This window comes from Pseudomonas sp. ICBG1301 (assembly GCF_016918385.1).
Lineage (GTDB): Bacteria > Pseudomonadota > Gammaproteobacteria > Pseudomonadales > Pseudomonadaceae > Aquipseudomonas > Aquipseudomonas palleroniana.
Window position 1 is genome coordinate 162,628 of sequence record NZ_JAEKGB010000004.1, and the last position, 21,849, is coordinate 184,476.

At 61.5% G+C, this 21,849-nt stretch carries 24 protein-coding genes; 14 read left to right on the plus strand and 10 right to left on the minus strand.

Going from position 1 to position 21,849, the window contains the following annotated elements:
- Positions 1-4: 4 nt before the first annotated feature.
- The 7 genes from hflC to cfaB all read left to right on the plus strand — a co-directional run bounded on the left by hflC (position 5) and on the right by cfaB (position 7,254).
- Positions 5-1,006, plus strand: coding sequence for a protease modulator HflC (gene hflC / locus JBE38_RS10805; RefSeq protein ID WP_205344411.1), 1,002 nt, complete (start codon positions 5-7; stop codon positions 1,004-1,006).
- A complete protein-coding gene (gene hflK, locus JBE38_RS10810) occupies positions 1,003-2,037 on the plus strand; it encodes a protease modulator HflK (protein ID WP_060756593.1) in 1,035 nt (344 codons plus the stop codon). The genes hflC and hflK overlap by 4 nt, the downstream gene beginning before the upstream one ends.
- On the plus strand, positions 2,034-3,920 hold the full coding sequence (locus JBE38_RS10815) for a cation-translocating P-type ATPase (RefSeq protein WP_090367850.1): 1,887 nt from the start codon (positions 2,034-2,036) through the stop codon (positions 3,918-3,920). Before hflK ends, JBE38_RS10815 begins: the two co-directional genes overlap by 4 nt.
- Positions 3,921-4,038: 118 nt before the next feature.
- Positions 4,039-4,290, plus strand: coding sequence for a BufA2 family periplasmic bufferin-type metallophore (gene bufA2, locus JBE38_RS27655; RefSeq protein ID WP_060756595.1), 252 nt, complete (start codon positions 4,039-4,041; stop codon positions 4,288-4,290).
- 67 nt (positions 4,291-4,357) lie between these two features.
- Complete coding sequence (bufB, locus tag JBE38_RS10825) at positions 4,358-5,203, plus strand: MNIO family bufferin maturase (protein WP_205344282.1); 846 nt, start codon at positions 4,358-4,360, stop codon at positions 5,201-5,203.
- Positions 5,194-5,982, plus strand: a complete 789-nt coding sequence (locus JBE38_RS10830) for an HvfC/BufC N-terminal domain-containing protein (RefSeq protein ID WP_205344283.1) — start codon at positions 5,194-5,196, stop codon at positions 5,980-5,982. The genes bufB and JBE38_RS10830 overlap by 10 nt, the downstream gene beginning before the upstream one ends.
- Before the next feature lie 87 nt (positions 5,983-6,069).
- Positions 6,070-7,254, plus strand: coding sequence for a C17 cyclopropane fatty acid synthase CfaB (gene cfaB / locus JBE38_RS10835; protein ID WP_060756598.1), 1,185 nt, complete (start codon positions 6,070-6,072; stop codon positions 7,252-7,254).
- A 52-nt stretch (positions 7,255-7,306) separates the two neighbouring features.
- On the opposite strand, the gene cls is transcribed toward cfaB, so the two are convergent.
- Positions 7,307-8,746, minus strand: coding sequence for a cardiolipin synthase (cls, locus tag JBE38_RS10840; RefSeq protein WP_205344284.1), 1,440 nt, complete (start codon positions 8,744-8,746; stop codon positions 7,307-7,309).
- 130 nt (positions 8,747-8,876) lie between these two features.
- Here cls and JBE38_RS10845 point away from each other — a divergent pair, with 130 nt between their 5' ends.
- A complete protein-coding gene (locus JBE38_RS10845) occupies positions 8,877-9,398 on the plus strand; it encodes a DUF3617 domain-containing protein (protein ID WP_090367856.1) in 522 nt (173 codons plus the stop codon).
- Here JBE38_RS10845 and JBE38_RS10850 read toward each other — a convergent pair.
- The 6 genes from JBE38_RS10850 to folE2 all read right to left on the minus strand — a co-directional run bounded on the left by JBE38_RS10850 (position 9,395) and on the right by folE2 (position 14,678).
- Positions 9,395-10,732: a dihydroorotase gene (locus JBE38_RS10850; protein WP_090367859.1), complete on the minus strand. Its 1,338-nt coding sequence runs from the start codon at positions 10,730-10,732 to the stop codon at positions 9,395-9,397. The two genes, JBE38_RS10845 and JBE38_RS10850, sit on opposite strands and share 4 nt — an antisense overlap.
- Before the next feature lie 3 nt (positions 10,733-10,735).
- Positions 10,736-11,296 carry a gamma carbonic anhydrase family protein gene (locus JBE38_RS10855; RefSeq protein WP_060756602.1) on the minus strand — a complete coding sequence of 187 codons (561 nt, stop codon included), beginning with the start codon at positions 11,294-11,296 and terminating at the stop codon, positions 10,736-10,738.
- A 70-nt stretch (positions 11,297-11,366) separates the two neighbouring features.
- Positions 11,367-12,245 (minus strand): metal ABC transporter substrate-binding protein, encoded by an 879-nt coding sequence (locus JBE38_RS10860; RefSeq protein WP_205344285.1) that lies wholly within the window; start codon positions 12,243-12,245, stop codon positions 11,367-11,369.
- A gap of 11 nt (positions 12,246-12,256) precedes the next feature.
- Positions 12,257-13,123 carry a metal ABC transporter permease gene (locus JBE38_RS10865; RefSeq protein WP_205344286.1) on the minus strand — a complete coding sequence of 289 codons (867 nt, stop codon included), beginning with the start codon at positions 13,121-13,123 and terminating at the stop codon, positions 12,257-12,259.
- A complete protein-coding gene (locus JBE38_RS10870; protein ID WP_205344287.1) occupies positions 13,123-13,791 on the minus strand; it encodes a metal ABC transporter ATP-binding protein in 669 nt (222 codons plus the stop codon). The genes JBE38_RS10865 and JBE38_RS10870 overlap by 1 nt, the downstream gene beginning before the upstream one ends.
- Positions 13,788-14,678, minus strand: coding sequence for a GTP cyclohydrolase FolE2 (gene folE2, locus JBE38_RS10875; RefSeq protein ID WP_205344288.1), 891 nt, complete (start codon positions 14,676-14,678; stop codon positions 13,788-13,790). The genes JBE38_RS10870 and folE2 overlap by 4 nt, the downstream gene beginning before the upstream one ends.
- 128 nt (positions 14,679-14,806) lie before the next feature.
- Between folE2 and JBE38_RS10880 the strand changes: the two genes are divergently transcribed.
- The gene (locus JBE38_RS10880) at positions 14,807-16,030 is read left to right on the plus strand and encodes an N-acetylmuramoyl-L-alanine amidase (protein WP_090367870.1); all 1,224 of its coding nucleotides are present in this window, start codon (positions 14,807-14,809) and stop codon (positions 16,028-16,030) included.
- Here JBE38_RS10880 and JBE38_RS10885 read toward each other — a convergent pair.
- Positions 16,027-16,395 (minus strand): hypothetical protein, encoded by a 369-nt coding sequence (locus tag JBE38_RS10885; protein ID WP_060756608.1) that lies wholly within the window; start codon positions 16,393-16,395, stop codon positions 16,027-16,029. The two genes, JBE38_RS10880 and JBE38_RS10885, sit on opposite strands and share 4 nt — an antisense overlap.
- 125 nt (positions 16,396-16,520) lie before the next feature.
- Here JBE38_RS10885 and dksA point away from each other — a divergent pair, with 125 nt between their 5' ends.
- Genes dksA through JBE38_RS10905 form a run of 4 tightly spaced genes read left to right on the plus strand, consistent with a single transcriptional unit; the run spans position 16,521 to position 19,810 of the window.
- On the plus strand, positions 16,521-16,925 hold the full coding sequence (gene dksA / locus JBE38_RS10890) for an RNA polymerase-binding protein DksA (RefSeq protein WP_060756609.1): 405 nt from the start codon (positions 16,521-16,523) through the stop codon (positions 16,923-16,925).
- 25 nt (positions 16,926-16,950) lie between these two features.
- A complete protein-coding gene (gene zigA / locus JBE38_RS10895; protein WP_205344289.1) occupies positions 16,951-18,159 on the plus strand; it encodes a zinc metallochaperone GTPase ZigA in 1,209 nt (402 codons plus the stop codon).
- Positions 18,159-18,803 (plus strand): DUF1826 domain-containing protein, encoded by a 645-nt coding sequence (locus tag JBE38_RS10900; RefSeq protein ID WP_090367874.1) that lies wholly within the window; start codon positions 18,159-18,161, stop codon positions 18,801-18,803. Before zigA ends, JBE38_RS10900 begins: the two co-directional genes overlap by 1 nt.
- 44 nt (positions 18,804-18,847) lie before the next feature.
- Positions 18,848-19,810 carry a CobW family GTP-binding protein gene (locus JBE38_RS10905; protein ID WP_205344290.1) on the plus strand — a complete coding sequence of 321 codons (963 nt, stop codon included), beginning with the start codon at positions 18,848-18,850 and terminating at the stop codon, positions 19,808-19,810.
- Here the strand turns inward: JBE38_RS10905 and JBE38_RS10910 are convergent.
- Positions 19,804-20,199 (minus strand): DUF3301 domain-containing protein, encoded by a 396-nt coding sequence (locus tag JBE38_RS10910; RefSeq protein ID WP_060756613.1) that lies wholly within the window; start codon positions 20,197-20,199, stop codon positions 19,804-19,806. The two genes, JBE38_RS10905 and JBE38_RS10910, sit on opposite strands and share 7 nt — an antisense overlap.
- 117 nt (positions 20,200-20,316) lie before the next feature.
- On the opposite strand from JBE38_RS10910, the gene pdxY reads away from it, so the two are divergent.
- A complete protein-coding gene (gene pdxY, locus JBE38_RS10915; RefSeq protein ID WP_104995055.1) occupies positions 20,317-21,189 on the plus strand; it encodes a pyridoxal kinase PdxY in 873 nt (290 codons plus the stop codon).
- On the opposite strand, the gene JBE38_RS10920 is transcribed toward pdxY, so the two are convergent.
- On the minus strand, positions 21,190-21,672 hold the full coding sequence (locus tag JBE38_RS10920; protein ID WP_016978672.1) for an acyl-CoA thioesterase: 483 nt from the start codon (positions 21,670-21,672) through the stop codon (positions 21,190-21,192).
- Between the last annotated feature and the right edge of the window lie 177 nt (positions 21,673-21,849).

The following is a 21,849-nucleotide window of genomic DNA, read 5'->3' on the forward strand; positions in this document are numbered from 1 at the left end:
TTGTCTGTTGAGCGCTCATTCTCACGATCATGACCACGGTCACCACCACCACCATCATCATGGCCACCACCATCACGGTGATGAACACGCCGCTGGCCCCTTCCCCTGGCGGCGAATGGCCTGGGCCGTGGTGCTGGTGCTGTTTGCGGTGGCGGCGGCGAGCCTGGTGCAGGTGCGTTCCGGCGAAGCCACGGTGATAACGCGCTTTGGCAACCCGTCGCGGGTACTGCTGGAGCCGGGCCTGGGCTGGCGCTGGCCGGCGCCGTTCGAAGCGGCGATCCCCGTGGACCTGCGCCTGCGCACAACCTCCAGCGGCTTGCAGGACGTAGGCACCCGCGATGGCTTGCGCATCATCGTGCAGGCTTACGTGGTGTGGCAGGTGCAGGGCGATGCCGACAATGTGCAGCGTTTTATGCGCGCCGTGCAGAACCAGCCGGATGAAGCGGCGCGGCAGATTCGCACGTTCGTGGGCTCAGCGTTGGAAACCACGGCGGCGAGTTTCGATCTGTCGAGCCTGATCAACACTGACGCCAGCCAGGTGCGCATCGCCGATTTCGAAGCGCAGTTGCGTCAGCAGATTGATCAACAATTGCTCACTACCTATGGCGTGCGCGTAGCGCAAGTGGGCGTGGAGCGTCTGACCTTACCGTCAGTGACCCTCACCGCTACCGTCGACCGCATGCGTGCCGAACGTGAAACCATCGCCACCGAGCGCACTGCCGTGGGCAAGCGTGAAGCCGCGCAGATTCGTTCCGCTGCCGAGCGCGATGCGCGGATCGTGCAGGCTGACGCCACGGTGAAAGCCGCCGATATCGAAGCGCAATCGCGGGTCGAAGCCGCGCAAATTTATGGCCGCGCTTACGCAGGTAATCCGCAGCTGTATAACCTGCTGCGTTCGCTGGATACCTTGGGCACCGTGGTCACGCCAGGCACCAAGATCATCTTGCGCACCGACGCCGCGCCGTTCCGCGCACTGGTCGATGGGCCCAAGGACATTCAGCCATGATCGAGCGTGACAACCCGGACAGCCCATGGATCCAGGCCGGGCGCCTGACCTTCGTGGCGCTGTACGCGGTGACCGTTTTGGCGGCGTTGGCCTGGGCGTTTTCCAACGTGCGCCAGATCGACCCGCAGAATCGTGCGGTGGTGTTGCACTTCGGCGCACTGGATCGGATTCAGAATGCCGGGCTGCTACTGGCCTGGCCGCAGCCGTTCGAGCAAGTGGTGCTGTTGCCGGCGGCGGACCGCGTGATCGAGCGTCGAGTGGAGAACCTGCTGCGCTCCGATGCGGCGACGCAGGCTGATCGCGTGGCCAGTTTCGCCACGCCGTTAAGCGATTCCCTGGCCGGCTCCGGTTACCTGTTGACCGGTGATGCCGGCGTGGTACAGCTGGATGTACGGGTGTTCTACAAGGTCACCGAGCCCTACGCGTTTGTGCTGCAGGGCGAGCATGTGCTGCCGGCCCTGGATCGCCTGGTCACCCGCAGCGCCGTGGCCCTGACCGCCGCGCGCGATCTGGACACGATCCTGGTGGCGCGCCCTGAATTGATAGGCACCGACAACGGCGCCGCCGAGCGCCGCGAGCGACTGCGCGGGGACTTGGTGCAGGGCATCAATAAACGGTTGGCCGAGTTGGCCACTACGGGCTTGGGGTTGGGCATCGAAGTCACTCGCGTCGATGTGCAGTCGAGTCTGCCGGGCCCGGCGGTGAATGCGTTCAACGCGGTACTGACCGCCAGCCAGCAAGCTGATAAAGCGGTGGCCAATGCGCGCACCGACGCGGAAAAACTCACCCAAACCGCCAACCAGACGGCTGACCGCCTGGTGCAGGTCGCCCATGCCCAGGCCAGCGAACGCCTGGCCAATGCCCAGGCGCAAACCGCCACCGTCGCCAGCCTGGCCCAGGTGAAAGACCCCGGCTTACTGCTGCGTCTGTATCGCGAGCGGTTACCGAAAATTCTCGGCCAGGCCGGCTCCGTGACCACGGTCGATCCTAAAGACGACTCCCGCTTGATTATCCAGGGAGCCGAACAATGAGCGCACCCATGCTGACTTCAGCCGAGCAGCGCAGTGCTGCCCGGCAATTGACCTTGGCCATGCTGGCCCTGGGGTTGTTGATATTGGGCTTGGTGTGGAGCTGGCTGGCGCCGGACCAGACAGGCGTGAGTCAGTTGTTGCTGGGCGTGGCATCGTTGCTGGTGGCCGTACCCGTGATGCGTTCGGCCTGGTACAGCCTGCGTTTTCCCAGCCTGCACGGGATCACCGATCAACTGATCGCCCTGGCCATGCTCGGTGCCTGGGCCACGGGCGATCTGCTGACGGCTGCGTTGCTGCCGATCATCATGATCTTCGGTCACGTGCTGGAGGAGCGCAGCGTGATCGGCTCCCAGGAGGCGATCCATGCCCTGGGCAAACTGACCCGCAGCCATGCGCGGTTGGTGCAGGCCGACGGCAACATTGTCGAAGTGGATAACGGAACGCTGAACACTGGCGATATCGTCGAAGTGCGCGCCGGTGATCGGGTGCCGGCTGATGGCGTGGTGCTGTCGGGGCAGGCGAGCCTGGATACGGCGCCGATCACTGGTGAATCGGTGCCGCTGGAAGCCAGCGTGGGGGTGCAGGTGTTTGGTGGGGCGATCAACCTCGACGGCTTGCTGCGCCTGGAAGTGACCCGCACCGGTAACGAGTCGACCTTGGGCAAGGTGATCGCGCTGATGCAGAACGCCGAACGCTCCAAGCCGCCGATCACACGGCTGCTGGAGCGTTATGCCGGCAGTTATATGGTACTGGTGCTGTTGTTGGCGGCGGTGACCTGGTTTGTGACCAATGACGCCCAGGCAATGCTGGCGGTGCTGGTGGCGGCGTGCCCGTGTGCCTTGGTGCTATCGGCACCGGCCACGGCGATTGCCGGGATCGCCGTGGCGGCCCGGCATGGGATCCTGATCCGCAGCTCGGCGTTCCTGGAGGAATTGGCGGACCTGACCTCGTTGGTGGTCGACAAGACCGGCACGCTGACCTTCGGCACCTTGCGTCTGCAATCGATCGAAACCACCGCACCGGATCGGCAGGTGTTGTTGAATCTGGCGGCCAGCCTGGGTTCGGCCAGCAGTCATCCGGTCAGCCGTGCCTTGGCGGGCCTGGCGGCCCAGGAGCAAATACTCGCACTGACCGACATCCGCGAACGCCAGGGCCTGGGCGTGGTGGCGCAGACCGAACAGGGCGAAGCCGCGCTGGGCCGGCCGGAGTTGTTCGAACAATTGGGTATCGCGACAACGTCCGTTCCGAACCACGACGGCCCGATTGCCGGGTTGGCGTTGAATGGGCAGTTCCTGGCCTGGCTGCTGCTGGCCGATAGCGTCAAGCCGGAAGCACGCCAAGCGCTGCAAGAGCTGCGCGAGCTGGGCCTGGGACGCCAACTGCTGCTGACCGGCGACCGTCAAAGCGTCGCCGACAGCCTGGCGTTGGACGTGGGCATCAGCGATGTCGAGGCGCAAGCCTTGCCGGAGGACAAGCTCAACCGCGTGCTGGGCGAGATCGGCAGTGGTTTCCGCCCGATGGTGGTGGGCGACGGTATCAACGACTCCCTGGCGCTCAAAGCCGGTGTGGTCGGCGTGGCGATGGGCGCCGGTGGCGCGGACATCGCCCTGGCATCGGCGGATGTGGTGCTGATCGGTAGCGATTTGCGGCGTCTGGGTACCTGTGTGCGCTTGAGCCGGCAGTGTCGACACACTTTGCAGGTCAACGTCGTCATCGGCCTGGGGTGGACCCTGGCGATCGTGGTGTTCGCCGCCTTTGGCTGGCTGGGGGCCGCAGGCGCAATGATTGCAGCGGTATTGCATAACCTCAGCACGTTGTTGGTACTGGGCAATGCTGGGCGTTTATTGCGTTTCCAGGAGCCGCTTTTGAAGCTCGAGGAATAATTTCCGGAAGTTTTTTCAAAAGGCTGTAACGCCGCCAAGGGACCTCACTCTAGTGGTGTGTCGAGACTGAACAAACCGTTCAGACCGGCACCCACTATCGAACTCTGAGGAACCAAAAATGAACATCAAGAATGCCGTTTCCGGTGCTGCCCTGGCCATCGCTGCCGCCACTATGTTTGCTGGTGTTGCTACCCAGGTACAGGCCGCCGACGCTACTGTTCATTGCTACGGTGTGACTTCTTGCAAAGGCATGAATGACTGCAAAACCGCTGAAAATGCTTGCAAAGGTCAGGCGGTCTGCAAAGGCCACGGCTTCAAGGCCATGAGCAAGGCAGCGTGTGACGCGGCTGGCGGCAAAGTCGGCGAGTAATCGGCAACCGAGTGCAACCGCAGCGGATGCCCTTTGCCGCTGCGGACACTTTGCCCAGGAGTGCATCATGTCCGCTTCCTTTCCGAGTCTGGGTTACGGCCTGGGCCTGCGCAGTGAGTACTACCAGCAGATCCTTGAACAATCACCGGCGGTGGATTGGTTCGAGGTCATCTCCGAGAATTATCTGGTCCAGGGCGGTAAAGCCTTGTATTACCTGGAGGCGATAGCCGAGCGCTACCCCCTGGTGATGCATGGCGTGTCCTTGTCCATCGGCGGGCCGCATGCCCTCGATACCGATTACCTGAAGCAAATCAAACAGCTCGCCGTACGTCTGCAACCGGCGTGGGTTTCCGATCATCTGTGCTGGAGCCGCGGCAGCGCGCATCAGTTGCATGATTTGCTGCCGTTGCCCTATACCGAGGAGAGCCTTTACCACGTGTCGGCCCGTGTTCTGCAAGTGCAGGACGTACTGCAGCGTCCACTGGTGCTGGAAAACGTCTCCAGCTATGTGCGTTCCAAGGCGGATGAATTTACCGAATGGGAATTCCTCAATGCCTTGACCCACCTGACGGGCTGCCAGTTGTTGCTGGACGTCAACAACGTCTACGTCAGCTCGCGTAATCACGGCTTCGATGCCTGGACTTTCATCCGCAACCTGCCGCCACACAGCATTCGCCAACTGCATCTGGCCGGGCATATGGACTACGGCGACTATGTAGTCGATACCCATGACCATCCCGTGTGCGATCCGGTGTGGGCGCTGTATCAAAAAACCCTGGAACACCTGGGGCCGATCTCGACGCTATTGGAGCGCGACGATCATTTTCCTCCGTTTGAAGAGTTGCTCACCGAGCTGGGCAAGGCCCGTGAACTGGGCGCTGCTGCGCTGGCCAGGAGGTCGCTATGCGCCTGACCGACTGGCAATTGGCCTTTGAGCAGCATCTGTTATCCGCAACCCCGGCGGCCAACAGCGGTTTTGCCGACACGTTGCTGGGTGGGCCGACGCTGGATGTCGACACGGGCCTGGCGATCTATCACAACGCCTACCTGGCGCGGCTGCAGGAAGTGCTGCGGCATGACTTCGGCGCCATCTGGTATTGGCTGGGGGATGATGAGTTTGCGTCTCTGACCGAAGCCTACGTGCGTCGTTATCCGTCTGCCCATTACAGCTTGCGCTGGCTGGGCGAGCGGTTCCCTGCGTTTATCGTCGAGCATTTGGTGGCTGAACAGAGCGCGCCGCTGGCCGAACTGGCGCGGCTCGAATGGGCCTTTACCCTGGCATTCGATGCACCGCAGGGTGAGCCGCTTGGCTTGGATGACATGGCGCAGCTGCCGCCTGCAGACTGGCCGGGTTTACAGGTCGCCCTGGTACCTTCGGTGCAGCAGATGCCGTGCCATTTCAACAGCGTGGCGATATGGCGCGCGAGCAAGGATCAGTCGGACTTCCCCGGCAGTCACGCACTGGCGCCGGCACACATCTGCCTGGTATGGCGGCACCAGAACGTGTGCCACTACCGCAGCCTTGAACCTGATGAAGCGTTTGCCCTGGCCGGAATGGTGACCACCGGCTGGAATTTTTCAGAACTGTGCGCGCAATTGGTAGTCACCTATGCAGAGGGTGCGCCACTGCAGGCGGTTACGTGGCTTAAGCAGTGGGTCCAGGATGGTTTGCTCGAACGTAGAGCCCCATAGAAGAGCACTATCAATTCGATAGCCTCCTACTTTGTCTTCTGATGGTCTACCCTCACTCCAGACGTCTGAAACAAGGGGGGACTACTCATGCTCGCGCAACTTCCACCGGCCTTACAGAATCTTCAGCTACCGCTGCGTCTTCGACTCTGGGACGGCCATGAATTCAACCTGGGCCCTGCGCCCAGTGTGACCATCGTGGTGAAGGACCCCACGGTCGTGTCCCAACTGACCCATCCAACGCTCGATTCACTGGGCGAAGCCTTCGTTGAGGGCAAATTGGAGCTGGAAGGCTCCATTTCCGAGGTCATCCGGGTGTGTGACGAGCTCAGTCATGCCCTGATCGACGACGACGAGGGGAGTCGTCCGGTGCGCTCGATCCACGACAAGGCCACCGACGCTGCGGCAATTTCCTACCATTACGACCTGTCCAACGAGTTCTACCAGCTGTGGCTGGATCAGGACATGGCGTACTCCTGCGGTTATTTCGAAACCGGCAGCGAAACCCTCGACCAGGCCCAACAAGATAAATTTCGCCACCTGTGCCGCAAACTGCGGTTGCAGCCGGGTGAGTATTTGCTCGACGTAGGCTGTGGCTGGGGTGGGCTGGCGCGCTTTGCGGCGCGGGAGTTCGGGGTCAAGGTATTTGGCATCACCTTGAGCAAGGAGCAGTTGGCGCTGGCCCGGGAACGGGTGAAAGCCGAGGGCCTGGAAGACCAGGTTGACCTGCAATTGCTCGACTACCGTGACCTGCCTCAGGATGGCCGGTTCGACAAGGTGGTGAGCGTGGGCATGTTCGAACACGTCGGCCACGCCAACCTGGCGCAGTACTGCCAAACCCTGTTTGGCGCGGTGCGCGAGGGCGGTTTGGTGATGAACCACGGTATTACCGCCAAGCACACTGACGGTCGTCCTGTCGGCCGCGGCGCCGGGGACTTCATCGAGCGTTATGTCTTCCCCAACGGCGAGTTGCCGCACCTGGCGATGATGACCGCCGAGATCAGTGAAGTCGGGCTGGAAGTGGTCGACGTCGAAAGCCTGCGCCTGCATTACGCACGCACCCTGGACCACTGGAGCGAGCGCCTTGAGGACAACCTTGAAGCGGCGGCGCAGATGGTGCCGGAGCAGGCCTTGCGGATTTGGCGGTTGTACCTGGCAGGCTGCGCTTATGCGTTTGCGCGGGGCTGGATCAACCTGCACCAGATCCTGGCGGTGAAACCCCATGCCGATGGCAGCCATGAACTGCCGTGGACACGGGAAGATCTCTACCGCTGACGTTCAAGACACCTGAGTTCAAGTGTGGTGAGGGGTTTGCCCCCTCCCACATTTAGAGAATCGGGGAGATCAGTCGTGCGACCCGCATGCCCAGTTGTTGCAGGCGGCGGGTCTCGCGGCTTTCTTCCTGGCTGACTTCATGGGCCAGGGCGAAGTCGTCCATCAGCATTTGCTCAACTTCGCCGGCAAACGCCTCATCCACCGTCAGTAACATCACTTCAAAATTCAGTCGGAACGAACGGTTATCCATGTTCGCACTGCCGATCGCGCTGATTTCGCTGTCCACCAACACCACTTTCTGATGCAGAAAGCCCGGCGTGTAGCGGAACACGCGCACCCCGGCGCGTACGGCTTCGATCGCATAAAGGCTGGACGCAGCGTAGACGATGCGGTGGTCGGGACGTGAAGGCAGCAGCAGGCGTACGTCGACGCCGCGCAGCACGGCCAGGCGCAGCGCGGAGAACACGGCCTCATCGGGGATGAAATACGGGCTGGTGATCCACACCCGCTCGGTTGCCGCGTGGATGGCTTCGACGAAAAACAGTGAGCAGGTTTCATACGAGTCGGCCGGCCCACTGGCGAGCAGTTGGCAGAGTACGCCGTCTTCGGGGTAGGCGTCCGGCAGGATCAGCGGCGGCAACTTGCGCGCGGCCCAGAACCAGTCTTCGGCAAACGACTCTTGCAGGCACGCCACCACCGGGCCGGTCACGTGTACGTGAGTATCGCGCCACGGGGCCAGGGGCGGCTTTTTGCCCAGGTATTCGTCACCGACGTTATGCCCGCCGACAAACCCGGTGATGCCGTCCACCACCACGATCTTGCGGTGGTTGCGGAAGTTGACCTGGAAACGGTTGAGCCAGCCGCTGCGCGTTGCGAACGCCTTGACCTGTACGCCTGCGTCGCGCAGCGATTGCACGTAGTGATGGGGCAGGGCATGGCTGCCGATGCGGTCATACAACATATATACGGCTACGCCCTGGGCAGCCTTTTCCTTCAGCAGAGCATGCAACTGCCTGCCCAGTTCGTCGTCATGAATGATGAAAAACTGGAACAGCACGGCGCTCCTGGCACTGCGGATCGCGTCGAAGATTGCACTGAAGGTGGCATCACCATTGATCAACAAGCGCACTTGGTTGTTGGCCAGGCACGGCATGCGTCCCAGCTTGGGCATTGCGCGCAGCGACGCGTAGGCGCTGGAGTTGCGTGCGGCGAGGGCTTCTTCGACCCAAGGGCGCCAGTTCAGCTCGGCAATGGCGGTGTGCATTTCCTGGTTGGCCTGGCGGCGTGCCTGGATGTACGCGTCGAAGGTGCTGCGGCCGAAGATCAGGTAAGGGATCAACGTGAGGTAGGGCATGAACATCAACGACAACGCCCAGGCGATCGAGCCTTGGGCGGTCCTGACGGTCAGCACAGCGTGGATCGCGGCGAGAGTCCCGAGAAAATGCAGCGTGGCAATGAAGTAGGCGAGCAGGTGCGGGCCAAAAAAATCCATGGACGACATATCTCCAGACAATCGACTGCCTAACAGACCATGAACGGCTGCGAATGTCGCTATTTTATTTGCCGTGCAACACTGGCGCCTTTGCGGCGTCTAACGCCCACAATTACCCAGGAGTTACTCGATGAATGCTCGTCTGCTTGGTTTGGCCATGGTTGTTGGATTGTCGCTGCCCGTGGCGGCTCAGGCGCAGATGCTGGCGCCGGGGTTGTGGGAATTGACTACCAGCAATATGAAAGTTGATAACCAGGACTTGCCGGACCTTTCGCTGATCCTCGGTCAGCTCAAGCAACAGATGACTCCCGAACAACGTGCAATGCTGGAAAAGCAGGGCATCACCATGGCCGGCAAAGGCGTGCAGGTGTGCCTCACGCCTGCTCAGGTCGCCTCCGATTCGATCCCGCTGACCGACCCGCAATCGGGTTGCAGGCAGGAAGTGACCGACAAGACCGGCAACCAGTGGAAATTCCGTTTCAGTTGCCCGAAAGCCCAAGGCAGTGGCGTCGCCACCTTCCAGAGCCAGAAGGAGTTCAGCACCACCGTCAACGGCACCTTCAATGCCACCGGCATCCAGCAGAAGGGCAGCCTCGACACCCACGCCCAGTGGCTGGGCAACGACTGCGGTACGGTCAAACCCCGCGCTTAACGCAAAAAATGCAGGGGCAAGCCCTGGCAACTGTCGACGACCTGGCCGTTGTGCCACGCCAGGTGGCCGGACACCAATGTGGTGCTGACGCTGTGGCGAAAGCTGCGTTCGGCAAACGGTGTCCAGCCGCAGCGTGCCAGGATCGGTTGACTGCTGACGGGTTTGCCTTCGGGCTCGGGTCGGATCAGCACCAGGTCGGCCCAATAGCCTTCGCGTAAGTAGCCGCGTTCGGGAATGGCAAACAGGTCAGCCACTCGGTGGCTGGTCTTCGCCACCAGCGTGGTGAGCGGCAGGTGCCCGTCAGCCACCAACTCCAGCAATGCCGGCAACGCATGCTGCACCAGCGGCAGCCCGGACGGCGCTTCTCGATAGCCTAGCTGTTTCTGCGCCCAGGTATGCGGGGCATGGTCGGTGCCGATGACATCCAGGCGATCACTCAACAAGGCACGGCGCAGAGCGTCGCGGTCGGCGCGGGTCTTGATGGCCGGGTTGCACTTGATCTGGTGGCCAAGACGGTGATAGTCGCGGTCATCGAACAACAGGTGGTGCACGCAGACCTCGGCGGTGATGCGTTTTTCAGACAAGGGTTTGTCTTCGAACAGAGCCAGTTCGAGCGCGCTGGTCAGGTGCAACACATGCAACCGGGTGCCGTGACGTTGGGCCAACTCCACGGCAAACGAAGACGAGCGGTAACAGGCTTCGGCATCGCGGATCAGTGGGTGGGCAACGGCGGGAATCCGTTCGCCGAAGCGCTCGCGCAGACGCTGCTCATTGGCCAGGATGCTGGGCGTGTGTTCACAGTGGGCCAGCAGGAGGGTCGGCACTTCGGCAAACAGTCGCTCCAGAATACGCGGGTCGTCCACCAGCATATTACCGGTGGAGGCCCCCATGAACACTTTGACCCCGGCGACTTCCCGTGGGTCGAGGGCGGCCACGGTATCGAGATTGTCGTTGCTCACACCAAAGTGAAAGCCGTAATTGGCCACTGAATTCAAGGCGGCGCGGCGCTTTTTATCGGCCAGCGCCTCCAGGGTCAGGGTGGCGGGGTGGGTGTTGGGCATGTCCATGAAACTGGTGATGCCGCCGGCCACCGCTGCGCGGGACTCGCTGTAGAAGCTGCCTTTGTCCGGTGCGCCAGGTTCGCGAAAGTGCACCTGGTCGTCGATCATGCCTGGCAGCAGCCATTGGCCTTGGGCGTCGATCTCCACCGGCTCGTTGCCGCCTTCGATGCTGCCGGCGATTTTCTCGATACGACCATTGGCAACTAGCACGTCGGCGTCGAACTCCAGGCCTTCATTGACCAGGCGGGCATTGCGGATCAGCAGGCGGCTCATGGTTCAGAACTCGTTTTGCAGGGCTTTGTAACCCCGCACCAGGTCGACGTTGGTGCGGGCCACATCTTCGGAAAACTCCGAGGCGCTGACACTGACCGGCGGGAACTGCGACAGGTCTGTGTGAGGCCCGATGCGCGTGGTGGACGGCACGTAGAAGGCGGCGGGCAAGTCGCGGCCGTCGACCACCGAGTTGTGGCGCACCACACAACCGTCGCCCACGGCGCAGTTGAACAGCACGCTGTTGAAGCCAATGAACACCCGGTCGCCGACGGTGCAGGGGCCGTGGACGATGGAGCGGTGCGCAATGGAACTGAACTCACCAATCGTCACCGCCGCGCCGGATTTGGAGTGGATGACCACGCCGTCCTGGATGTTGGAGTTGGCGCCGATGGTGATGGGGTCCATGTCGCCGGACGCGTCGACTTCGTCGGCGCGGATCACGGCATAGGGACCGACGAACACATTCTCGCCGATGATGACTTTGCCGCAGATGATTGCGGTCTTGTCGACGTAGGCCGATTCGGCGATCACTGGGAGATCGCCGGAAGGGTTCTTGCGGATCATGCGTCAGGCTCCGTAATGATAGGGACGTAATTGCCAGGGGCCGTCTTTTCCCGGTCGAGCATGCACAAGGTCATGGTTTGCTCAGGGCGGCGCACAGGGTGTTGAGGTTGTATTCGAACAGCCCGGTGAAAGTGCTGGCCGGGCCTTCTGCGGCGAGGGCGTCGGAGTACAGCGTGCCGCCGATCTGCGCGCCGCTTTCGTCTGCAATCTGCTTGAGCAGGCGCGAGTCCTTGATGTTTTCCATGAACACGGCCTTGACCTTGTCTTTGCGGATCTGGGTGATCAGCGCGGCCACTTCGGCGGCCGAAGGCTCACGTTCCGTCGACAGGCCCTGAGGTGCCAGGAACTGGATGCCGTAGGCCTGGCCCAGGTAGCCGAACGCGTCATGGGAGGTGACGATGCGACGGTTGCCCGCCGGCAGTGCGCCGAATTTGGTTTTGGCTTCGGCCAGCAGGCGGTAGATCTCTTTCAGGTACGCCTGGCTGTTGCGCAGGTAGTCGGCCTTGTTGGCCGGGTCGGCTGCCACCAGCGCCTTGGTGATGTTGTTCACGTAGATTTCGGCGTTGGCCAGGTTGTGCCAGGCATGTGGGTCGGGGATGGTTTCACCGTCTTCTTCCATGGTGTGGGAAATCACGCCTTTGCTGGCGGTGACCACGGTCGCCTGGGTTTCGGTGCTGGTCACCAGGCGGTCAAGCCACGGCTCGAAACCCAGGCCGTTCTTGATGATCAGCTTGGCCTTGAGCAGCGCCTTGGCGTCATCCGGGGTGGGCTCGTAGGTATGGGCGTCGGCGTCGGGGCCGACCATGTTGCTGATCTGGATATGATCGCCACCGATCTGGTGGGTGATGTCATCGAGAATACTGAAGCTGGTAACCACCTGGAGTTTGTCGGCGGCCTGGACCATCGACAGCGGTAGCAGCAGGCTGAACAGCACGAGTAGAGCGCGCATCGGGAAACACCTCATTGGGATGTAAGCAAAGGCGGGCGGCGCAGCAAGCCGTGCACCGGACCGAAGACCACGGACAGCAGGTACCCGCCGCCAGCCACCAGCACGATGGCCGGGCCGCTGGGTAGCGAGTAGTAGAACGACAACAACAGGCCCAACCACACCGACAGGCATCCCAGCACCGCCGAGACGGCGATCAACACCGGCAGGCGCCGGCTCCAGAAGCGTGAAGCGATGGCCGGCAACATCATCAAGCCCACCACCATCAATGCGCCGATGGCCTGGAAGCCGATCACCAGGTTCAGCACCACCAGGGTCAGGAACAACCCGTGTGCGAGAGGGCCGAGGCGACTGACGGTTTGCAGGAACAGCGGGTCGAGGGTGTCCAGCAGCAGCGGCTTATAGATCAGTGCCATGGCGACCAGGCTGAAACCGGACACCCAGAGCATGCCTGTCAAAGTGGTTTCATCCACGGCCAGGGCGGAGCCGAACAGCAGGTGCAAGAGGTCCAGGCGCTTGCCGGCGAGGCCGAGGATCAGCACGCCGGCGGCGAGTGAGATGGGGTAGATGGCGGCGAGGCTGGCGTCTTCACGCAGGCCGGTGCGGCGGGTGATCCATGCGGATAAACCCGCCATGCTCAGACCTGCGCCGAGGCCGCCGATGGTCAAGGCAGGCAGGCTGAGGCCGGCGAACCAGAAGCCCAGCGCGGCGCCGGGCAGGATGCCGTGGGCGACGGCGTCGCCGATCAGGCTCATGCGCCGCAGGATCAGGAATACCCCGAGCGGCGCTGTGCTGCAGGCGAGCACCAGGCCGCCGATCAGCGCGCGGCGCATGAAGACGAAGTCATGGAAGGGCAGCCACAGGTGGGCGGTGAAATGCATCAAGCCACCTGCATGTGCGGTTGTGGACGAATCAGTTCCTGGCTCGACCCGAACACGCAGCCAGTGCTTTTGATGTGTACCACTTGCTGGGTGTGATGGCGCACGGCGGCGAGGTCGTGACAAACGATAACCACGGTGCGGCCTTCCTCATGCCAGGCATGTACATGTTTCCAGCACAGGGCTTGGCCTTCTTCATCGAGCGCCGCGTGAGGCTCATCCAGCAGCAAGACTGGCGCCTCAGCCAGGCTCATGCGAGCGAGCAGTGCACGCTGCAATTCGCCACCCGACAACGCCATCAATGGGCGGTGCTCAAGGCCGCTGAGGCACCAGTCTTTCAGTACTGTTTGCAGACGCTGGCTGCGTTGCTCCGGGCTGAGCTGGGTGCCCCAGAAGCCGGCGGCGACCAACTCTTGCAGGCTGATGGGGAACTGGCGATCGAGGTGTTGTTGCTGGGGCAGGAACGACAAGCCCCCGCGGCGTGGCACCTCCACGCTGACTTTGCCGGCCAGCGGCTTTTGCAGGCCGGCGATGACTTTGAGCAGGCTGCTTTTGCCGGTGCCGTTGGCACCAATGATCCCGGTGAGGCTGCCTTTTGCCAGCGTGAGATCCAGGGCGGGCGTCAGTGGCTGGCCGGGAGCGCCCCAGCGTAAGGCGGTGCAGGTGATCATGCAGAGGGTCTCGTCCAGCGGCTTTCAGCCACGGCATCATGCGCGTGCAGGCTTTCGGCGTGGATCACTTTCAGGTGGAAGGCTTTGACGGCATCCGAGCGTTTCAAGGCGAGGTTCAGGCGGCGGGCGGCGTCTTCGCAGAACATCAGGTTCTGCCCGTTGGCCAGGGCGAAGGCTTGTTCGTCCGCTCGTTTCACTGCGGTCTGTACGGCGGTGCCCAGGGCGGCTTCTGCGGCATTGATCAGGTCAGTGAAGGGCAGGTGCTCGCCTTGCAGTTGAACGTGCAATTGGGCGCTGCTGCGTTGGCTATGGGGAGTGGCAACGACGCCGCTGGCGCTGCCGAGCCAGGTCAACACGTCCGCATGCTGCAACTGTGTATTGGCAAAATCCTGGAGAAATTGCTGCTGAATCAACTGCCTGGCGAGGGCCGCCGAGCATGGGCAGGTTGAGGAGTAGGTAACGTCAATTTTTAGTTCCACGTGGAACATCTGGTTTTCCAGACGCGCTTCGATGCTCACCGGATAGCTTTTCCAGCCGGCCAATGGACTGACGAGAGCCGGGCGTTTCAACAGCAGATCCGTGTGAATACGCAAGTAAGCGTTCTTAGATAATCCTTCATGACTGTCGAGAAAACGTTGAAGTACATTACGCAGAAGTGCAGGCGTCAGAAGCTGCTGATCCAGCATTTCCAGGGCCAGGTACAAGCGTGACATGTGAATGCCACGGGCCGCGCCATCGTCCAGGCTGACGCCGGCGTCGGCAGTGGCGGTCAGGCGTTGGCCATCGATAAGGATGGGCAGGGCGATGCCGCACATGCCCACCCAATCGAGTGGCAAGGCTTGGCGTGAAGCCTGCGCGGCAATATCCGGCAGAGTCAGCGCATTCATGGGCAGGTCCATCGTTGGAAATAAAAAGACATGTTATATTATAACTATTGAATCGACGATGATTTTTCTGCTTCAGCCTTTCTTCAGTCAAGTCGAGCAGGGACGCTCCTTTATTCGCGGTATTTGCCATGCACAGACGTCAGCTCCTTAACTTGCTGTTGGTCAGTCCCCTGTTCACCTTGCCTTTGGGGGCTTACGCCACGCAGATTCGCAATGCGCGCCTGTGGCGCTCGGATGACAAACTGCGGTTGGTGCTGGATCTCAGCGGCCCGGTGCAATACAAGACCTTTTCCCTGACCGCGCCGGAACGGGTGATCATCGACCTGAATGGTGCCGGGCTCGCGGGGGATTTTTCTCAGCTGGCATTGAAAAACAGTGGGATCACTTCGATCCGCTCCGGGCATTTCGGCAAAAACGACACCCGTATCGTGCTGGACCTGGCCGCGCCGATGCAGCTCAACAGTTTTCTCTTACCGCCGCAGGATGGCCAAGGTCACCGCCTGGTGTTGGACCTGACTAATGCCACCCACGCGCCTCGCCTGATTGCCTCAGAAACGGCGCCCCCAGCGGTTGCATCAGCGGCGACGTTAGATAAAGCGCACCCCAAGCGTGACATCATCGTGGTGGTGGACCCCGGCCACGGCGGCAAGGACCCAGGTGCCGTTGGCTCCAAAGGCCAGCGCGAAAAAGACGTGGTGCTGTCCATCGCCCAATTGCTGGCTAAACGCTTGAAGCGCGAGAAGGGCTTTGCCGTGAAACTGGTGCGCAATGACGACTTCTTCGTGCCGCTGCGCAAGCGTGTGGACATCGCCCGTCAGCACAAAGCCGATATGTTCATCTCGGTGCATGCCGATGCCGCGCCACGGCTGACGGCCTCCGGGGCGTCGGTGTATGCACTCTCCGAAGGGGGGGCTACCTCTGCCACGGCGCGCTTCATGGCTCAGCGCGAAAACGGCGCGGACCTCCTCGGCGCCACCACGTTGCTCAATCTCAAGGACAAGGACCCGATGCTGGCGGGGGTGATTCTTGATATGTCGATGAACGCCACCATCGCGTCCAGTCTGCAATTGGGCAGCTCGGTACTGGGCAGCCTGCAAAACATCACCACGCTGCACCAGAAACGCGTCGAGCAGGCAGGCTTTGCGGTGCTCAAGTCACCGGATGTGCCGTCGATCCTCGTGGAAACCGGGTTTATCTCCAACACTCAGGACGCTCAGCGGCTGGTGACGGCGCGTCATCAACAAGCGGTAGCAGATGGCCTGTTCGAAGGCTTGAAAAAATACTTCCAGAAGAACCCGCCGATGAACAGCTACATGGCCTGGGTTCAAGAGCAAAAGAACGGCCAGGTCTAACAACCGGTGATACGGCTGCACGTGAACTTGGCGCTGGCACCACCTGAACTGGAGAATCGGTTGAGGGTGGTCCAGCCCACGCGCCGGGTGTAGCCGACCCACGCCTCACCATCGGACGCCAAACCGGTAAAGAACGTCAGCTGGCCGTAACGGCTGTTGGTCTGCGCCCAGTAGCGTTTGCCGATCACTTCGAACCCGCGCAAATACGTGGTGCTGCCGACAGTCGCCACGCTATAGGCGTTCCCCAATGGGTCCACACAGGCCAGCAAGTTGGCGCTGCGCGTGCAATTGGCCAGCAGGCTCGGCGCTTGAGCGTGGGCTTGGCCTGCCGCAGCCAACAAGAGCGCGCACAACAGGTATTTCATCGGGGTTCTCGCAACAAGAGAGTGTTCCAGCATTGCGCCCTTCGTCGTAACGAGCAAGGGGGATTGGCTTATTTGTGTTGTTATACTATAACATTAAAAACCGCCTGACCCATGAACCGTTTCCCATGACTGAGCAAGACCTCCTGGCCCAACCGCCCGCCGATTACATGAATGAGGCCCAGCAAGGCTTCTTCCGCGAGCTGTTGCTGGCCCAGCGCAATGAGCTGCAAGCGCGTATCGACGCCGAGTTCCTGGCGTTACGCGAGCAGGAAACCAACAGCGACCCGGCGGATGTCGGCAGCGCCGAAGAACAGCGCCAATGGCAACTGCGCCTGCTGGAGCGCGAAAAGAAGCTATTGGACAAGATCGACGACGCCTTGGAGCGGCTGGCCCGCGGTGAATACGGCTGGTGCCGTGAGACCGGCGAGCCCATCGGCCTGCAACGTTTGCTGCTGCGTCCCACGGCCACCCTGTGTATCGAAGCCAAAGAACGTGAAGAGCTGCGCGAACGCCATAAACGGGCGATTTGACCGGCCCCCTGATGAGGATTACCTGATGACCCACCGTCTCCCCGTTACTGTGTTGTCCGGCTTTCTCGGCGCCGGTAAAAGCACGCTGCTCAACTACGTCCTGCGCAACCGCGAAAACCTGCGGGTAGCCGTGATCGTCAACGACATGAGCGAAATCAACATTGATGGCAGCGAAGTTCAGCGTGACGTCACGCTCAATCGTGCCGAAGAAAAACTGGTGGAAATGAGCAACGGCTGCATCTGCTGCACCTTGCGTGAAGACTTGCTGGAAGAAGTCGGAAAACTCGCCAAGGAGGGTCGTTTCGATTACCTGCTGATCGAATCCACCGGCATTTCCGAACCGTTGCCCGTGGCTGAAACCTTCACCTTTCGCGATGAAAACGAGCAGAGCCTGGTCGACATTGCCCGCCTGGACACCATGGTCACGGTGGTCGACGGCATGAACTTCCTGCTCGACTACCAGGCCGCCGACAGCCTGGCCTCGCGGGGTGAAACCCTGGGTGAAGAGGATGAGCGCTCCATCACCGACCTGCTGATCGAGCAGATCGAGTTCGCTGACGTGATCCTGATCAGCAAGATCGACTTGATCAGCAGCCGCGAGCGCGAAGAGCTGATGGCCATTCTTGAACGCCTGAACGCCCACGCGGAAATCATCCCGATGGTCATGGGCGAAGTGCCGTTAGCCAAGATCCTCAACACCGGCCGCTTCGACTTCGAGCGCGCCTCTCAGGCGCCGGGCTGGTTGCAGGAAATGCGCGGTGAGCATGTGCCGGAGACGCAGGAGTACGGCATCGCGTCCACGGCATACCGCGCGCGTCGTCCGTTTCATCCGCAGCGTTTTTTCGACTTTATCGACCGTCCGTGGGTCAACGGCAAGCTGCTGCGTTCCAAGGGTTTTTTCTGGCTGGCCAGCAAACATCAGGATGCAGGCAGTTGGTCTCAGGCGGGAGGGTTGATGCGCCATGGCTTCGCCGGTCGCTGGTGGCGTTTTGTGCCGAAAAGCCAGTGGCCTCAAGATGAGGAAAGCATCGCGGCGATCATGGGCAACTGGCAATTGAGCACCGGCGACTGTCGCCAGGAACTGGTCTTCATCGGCCAGAACATCGACTTCGCCCGGATGTGCGCCGAACTGGACGCGTGCCTGCTCACCGATGAAGAAATGGCCCTGGGCGTCGAAGGATGGCGTCAGTTGGTCGATCCCTTCGGCCCTTGGTATGAAGAGGTTGCAGCCTGATGCTCGCCCCGGTTATCACACCGTTGCCGGTGATCCGCCAGACATGCGGCGAAACCCCACTGACGCTGGCCGACATTCTTGAAGACGGCGTCAACCTGGCACTCTGGCAGCGCCCATTACCGCTGCATATCGCTGAGTTTGGTGCCTTGCTGGTGGCGCTCAACGAGCCGTTGGCCGAGTCCCTGGTGATCGAGCTTAACCATGAGAATGCCGTACCGGACTTGCAGGGCTTGGCGTCCGGTTGCCGAGATCTGGAAGGCTACGAAGGTTTTATCGCCGATGTGTCGTGGCTGGTCAGCGCCTTTGCGTGTCTGTTGGGCGCCAAGCGGGTGGGGGTGCGCCTGCGGCTGTTGGACAAGGCCATGTGCCCACGTTTTCACGTCGACCATGTGCCGGTGCGATTGATCACCACCTATGCCGGGGTCGGTAGCCAATGGTTGCGCGAAGGGGAGATGGACCGCCGTAAACTGGGTCAGCCGCAGGCCGAACCCGTCGAGCGCATCGAACAGATTCGCTGTGGCGAAGTCGCTCTGCTCAAGGGCACTAAATGGCATGGCAATGAAGGGCATGGTTTGATTCACCGCTCACCAGCGCTCAACGCAGATGAGCGACGGTTGATCCTGACGCTGGATTGGCTTGCATAACCGCGTAGGATCAAGCTTTCTACACGCCCTGAATGATGCCCCTCATGCTGCAGAACATTCCCACCCATGTGATTGCCGGGCCATTAGGGGCCGGCAAGACCAGCTTGATCAAGTATCTGCTTGCCCAGCGCCCGGCCAACGAACGTTGGGCCGTGTTGATCAACGAGTTCGGACAGATCGGCCTGGACGCCGCTTTGCTCACCCAGGAGGACGATGGCATTGCCCTGGGTGAAGTGGCCGGAGGCTGCCTGTGTTGTGTGAACGGTGCACCTTTCCAAGTGGGCCTGGGCCGTTTGCTGCGTAAGGCCAAGCCGGATCGCTTGTTTATAGAGCCCTCGGGCCTGGGCCATCCGGCGCAATTACTCAAGCAACTGCGGGACGCGCCCTGGCAGCAGGTGTTGGCGGTGCAACCCTGTGTGCTGGTGCTGGACGCCCAGGCGTTGGCGGCGGGCAAAGTCTTGCCCGAAGCGCAACGAGAAACACTGGCCCATGCCGGCCTGCTGGTCCTGAACAAGGATGAGTCGCTGGATGCCGCTCAGCGCACGGCTATTGAACGACAACTGCCCGGCTACCCGCTTTACTGGACCCGGAAGGCGCAACTGCCGTTGGCGCAATTGCCAGGCTTGAGTTCAAATGCGACGACGGCTGTGGATAACATCCCAATGCCCACCCGTCTTGCGCAGATCCCGACCGTCTGGAACGACCCCGCGCAGCCTATTTGCCTGAGCCAATCTCAAGAGGGCGGCTGGAGCATCGGATGGCGCTGGCACCCTAGCCAGCAATTCGATACGCGGCGCCTGGATCAATGGCTGGCAAGCCTCGAATGGCGTCGTGCCAAGCTGGTTATCCACAGCGGCGAAGGCTGGGTTTCGGCTAACGCTGTGGATAACAGCCCGCTCAGCTGGCAACCCAGCGAATGGCGGCGCGATTCACGCCTGGAACTGATTTTCAGCGAACCACAGGACGTGGCCGCGTTGCAGCATGCGCTGGCCGCCTGCCGTCAGTGACGGTGTTTGGTGGCGTGGTCCTGACGCCACTGGCTCAGCTCAATCACCTCGGCGCTGGGCAGGGGAGTCTTGATCTCGAACGGGTAGGGCGCCAGTTCGATCTGGGCGCTGTGGGCGCCAAACTGGGTAATGGTCCCAGGATGACGGGTTTCTCCGGTCACGGTGAACTCGAAGTTATAGATGCGTGCCAGACGCCGCCGTCCGTTGGCATCCTTCACAAAACCGATGCGTTTCAACGCCACCGCGCCATCGAGCAGTTCGATGTCGAGCTTGGCGCAATGCTGTTTGACCCGTTCCAGCGCCCGCTCGCGCAGGCCGTGGTTGTGCCATACCCAGGCGGCACCGGTCGCCAGCAGCATCAACACAAAGATGTTTCCCAGGGTCAGCATGCGATGAACTCCAACAAAGTGAGAGCAGCTTAACTGTGTCGCTGGTCTGTCGTACAGGCTGCGTTTAGTCGCATACTGCCCGGCCAGAATTTCAATGGCTTTACGGAAATCTCCCGCATGAAACGCACACCTCATCTGCTTGCGATCCAGTCTCATGTGGTCTTTGGCCACGCCGGAAACAGCGCCGCCGTGTTCCCCATGCAGCGGGTCGGGGTGAATGTCTGGCCGCTCAACACGGTGCAGTTCTCCAACCACACTCAGTATGGCCAGTGGGCAGGAGAAGTGTTGGCGCCACAGCAAATTCCGGCGCTGGTGGAAGGTATTGCCGCGATTGGTGAGCTGGGTAACTGCGACGCGGTGCTGTCCGGTTACCTGGGCAGCGCCGCTCAGGGGCGTGCGATTCTCACGGGGGTGGCGCGCATCAAGGCCATCAACCCCAGGGCCCTGTACCTGTGCGACCCGGTGATGGGGCATCCGGAAAAAGGCTGCATCGTGCCTCAGGAAGTCAGCGATTTCCTGCTCGATGAAGCCGCTGCCATGGCAGATTTCCTGTGCCCCAACCAACTGGAGCTGGACAGCTTTGCCGGGCGCAAGCCGCAATCGCTGTTCGACTGCCTTGGCATGGCCAAGGCGTTGCTGGCGCGGGGGCCGAAAGCGGTGCTGGTCAAGCACCTGGATTATCCGGGCAAACTCCCGGATGGCTTCGAGATGCTGCTGGTGACGGCGGAAGGTAGCTGGCATTTGCGCCGGCCGTTATTGGCTTTCCCGCGCCAGCCGGTGGGGGTGGGCGATCTGACGTCCGGGCTGTTCCTGGCGCGGGTGTTGTTGGGCGACAGCCTGTTGGCAGCCTTCGAGTTCACGGCGGCAGCGGTGCATGAAGTCCTGCTGGAAACCCAGGCCTGCGCCAGTTACGAGTTGGAACTGGTGCGAGCCCAGGATCGTATCGCTCATCCACGGGTGCGCTTCGAGGCTACACCGATCGGGCTGTGATCAAGCGTCAGCCTTGATTTCCTGGTAGCGCTTTTCCAGCTCCTGGCGGATCTGCCGGCGCTGCTGGGCCTGCACGAACCGGCGTTTGTCTTCGCTGTTCTGTGGCTGCAGCGGCGGTACGGCGGCAGGTTTGCGCTGGTCGTCCACGGCCACCATAGTGAAGAAGCAGCTGTTGGTGTGACGCACCGAGCGCTCACGGATGTTCTCGGTCACCACTTTGATGCCCACCTCCATTGAGGTGTTGCCGGTGTAGTTGACCGAGGCGAGGAAGGTCACCAGCTCGCCGACATGGATCGGTTCGCGAAAAATCACTTGGTCGACCGACAGCGTGACGACATAGCGCCCGGCATAGCGGCTCGCGCAGGCGTAAGCCACTTCGTCGAGGTATTTGAGCAGGGTGCCGCCGTGGACATTGCCTGAGAAGTTGGCCATGTCAGGGGTCATCAATACCGTCATCGACAGCTGGGCGTTTCCGGGTTCCATAGCACACTCACGGGTTGTAGGCATCGGTTGGGGGGCACCTCTGCGGGTGCTGAAATCTTTGCAGCGTTCTCCCTAACGGGACGCCGGTGGGCGGCTTGCCGTCACGCCGGGACCGATCTGTTTCCATATATTGCACCGGCTTTCTGTCGGAAGTCGCGGTGTTAACCTTCAAAAGCC

Bases quoted from the DNA above. Each gene is read 5' to 3' on its own strand.
- cfaB (WP_060756598.1), top strand. From the start codon at position 6,070: ATGCTCGCGCAACTTCCACCGGCCTTACAGAATCTTCAGCTACCGCTG.
- JBE38_RS10855 (WP_060756602.1), bottom strand. From the start codon at position 11,296: ATGATCCGCAAGAACCCTTCCGGCGATCTCCCAGTGATCGCCGAATCG.
- cls (WP_205344284.1), bottom strand. From the start codon at position 8,746: ATGGATTTTTTTGGCCCGCACCTGCTCGCCTACTTCATTGCCACGCTG.
- JBE38_RS10910 (WP_060756613.1), bottom strand. From the start codon at position 20,199: ATGCTGACCCTGGGAAACATCTTTGTGTTGATGCTGCTGGCGACCGGT.
- JBE38_RS10860 (WP_205344285.1), bottom strand. From the start codon at position 12,245: ATGCGCGCTCTACTCGTGCTGTTCAGCCTGCTGCTACCGCTGTCGATG.
- JBE38_RS10830 (WP_205344283.1), top strand. From the start codon at position 5,194: ATGCGCCTGACCGACTGGCAATTGGCCTTTGAGCAGCATCTGTTATCC.
- zigA (WP_205344289.1), top strand. From the start codon at position 16,951: ATGACCCACCGTCTCCCCGTTACTGTGTTGTCCGGCTTTCTCGGCGCC.
- bufA2 (WP_060756595.1), top strand. From the start codon at position 4,039: ATGAACATCAAGAATGCCGTTTCCGGTGCTGCCCTGGCCATCGCTGCC.
- bufB (WP_205344282.1), top strand. From the start codon at position 4,358: ATGTCCGCTTCCTTTCCGAGTCTGGGTTACGGCCTGGGCCTGCGCAGT.
- JBE38_RS10850 (WP_090367859.1), bottom strand. From the start codon at position 10,732: ATGAGCCGCCTGCTGATCCGCAATGCCCGCCTGGTCAATGAAGGCCTG.
- JBE38_RS10920 (WP_016978672.1), bottom strand. From the start codon at position 21,672: ATGGAACCCGGAAACGCCCAGCTGTCGATGACGGTATTGATGACCCCT.
- JBE38_RS10870 (WP_205344287.1), bottom strand. From the start codon at position 13,791: ATGATCACCTGCACCGCCTTACGCTGGGGCGCTCCCGGCCAGCCACTG.
- JBE38_RS10845 (WP_090367856.1), top strand. From the start codon at position 8,877: ATGAATGCTCGTCTGCTTGGTTTGGCCATGGTTGTTGGATTGTCGCTG.
- JBE38_RS10815 (WP_090367850.1), top strand. From the start codon at position 2,034: ATGAGCGCACCCATGCTGACTTCAGCCGAGCAGCGCAGTGCTGCCCGG.
- JBE38_RS10880 (WP_090367870.1), top strand. From the start codon at position 14,807: ATGCACAGACGTCAGCTCCTTAACTTGCTGTTGGTCAGTCCCCTGTTC.
- hflK (WP_060756593.1), top strand. From the start codon at position 1,003: ATGATCGAGCGTGACAACCCGGACAGCCCATGGATCCAGGCCGGGCGC.
- JBE38_RS10885 (WP_060756608.1), bottom strand. From the start codon at position 16,395: ATGAAATACCTGTTGTGCGCGCTCTTGTTGGCTGCGGCAGGCCAAGCC.
- JBE38_RS10900 (WP_090367874.1), top strand. From the start codon at position 18,159: ATGCTCGCCCCGGTTATCACACCGTTGCCGGTGATCCGCCAGACATGC.
- JBE38_RS10865 (WP_205344286.1), bottom strand. From the start codon at position 13,123: ATGCATTTCACCGCCCACCTGTGGCTGCCCTTCCATGACTTCGTCTTC.
- folE2 (WP_205344288.1), bottom strand. From the start codon at position 14,678: ATGAATGCGCTGACTCTGCCGGATATTGCCGCGCAGGCTTCACGCCAA.
- pdxY (WP_104995055.1), top strand. From the start codon at position 20,317: ATGAAACGCACACCTCATCTGCTTGCGATCCAGTCTCATGTGGTCTTT.
- JBE38_RS10905 (WP_205344290.1), top strand. From the start codon at position 18,848: ATGCTGCAGAACATTCCCACCCATGTGATTGCCGGGCCATTAGGGGCC.
- dksA (WP_060756609.1), top strand. From the start codon at position 16,521: ATGACTGAGCAAGACCTCCTGGCCCAACCGCCCGCCGATTACATGAAT.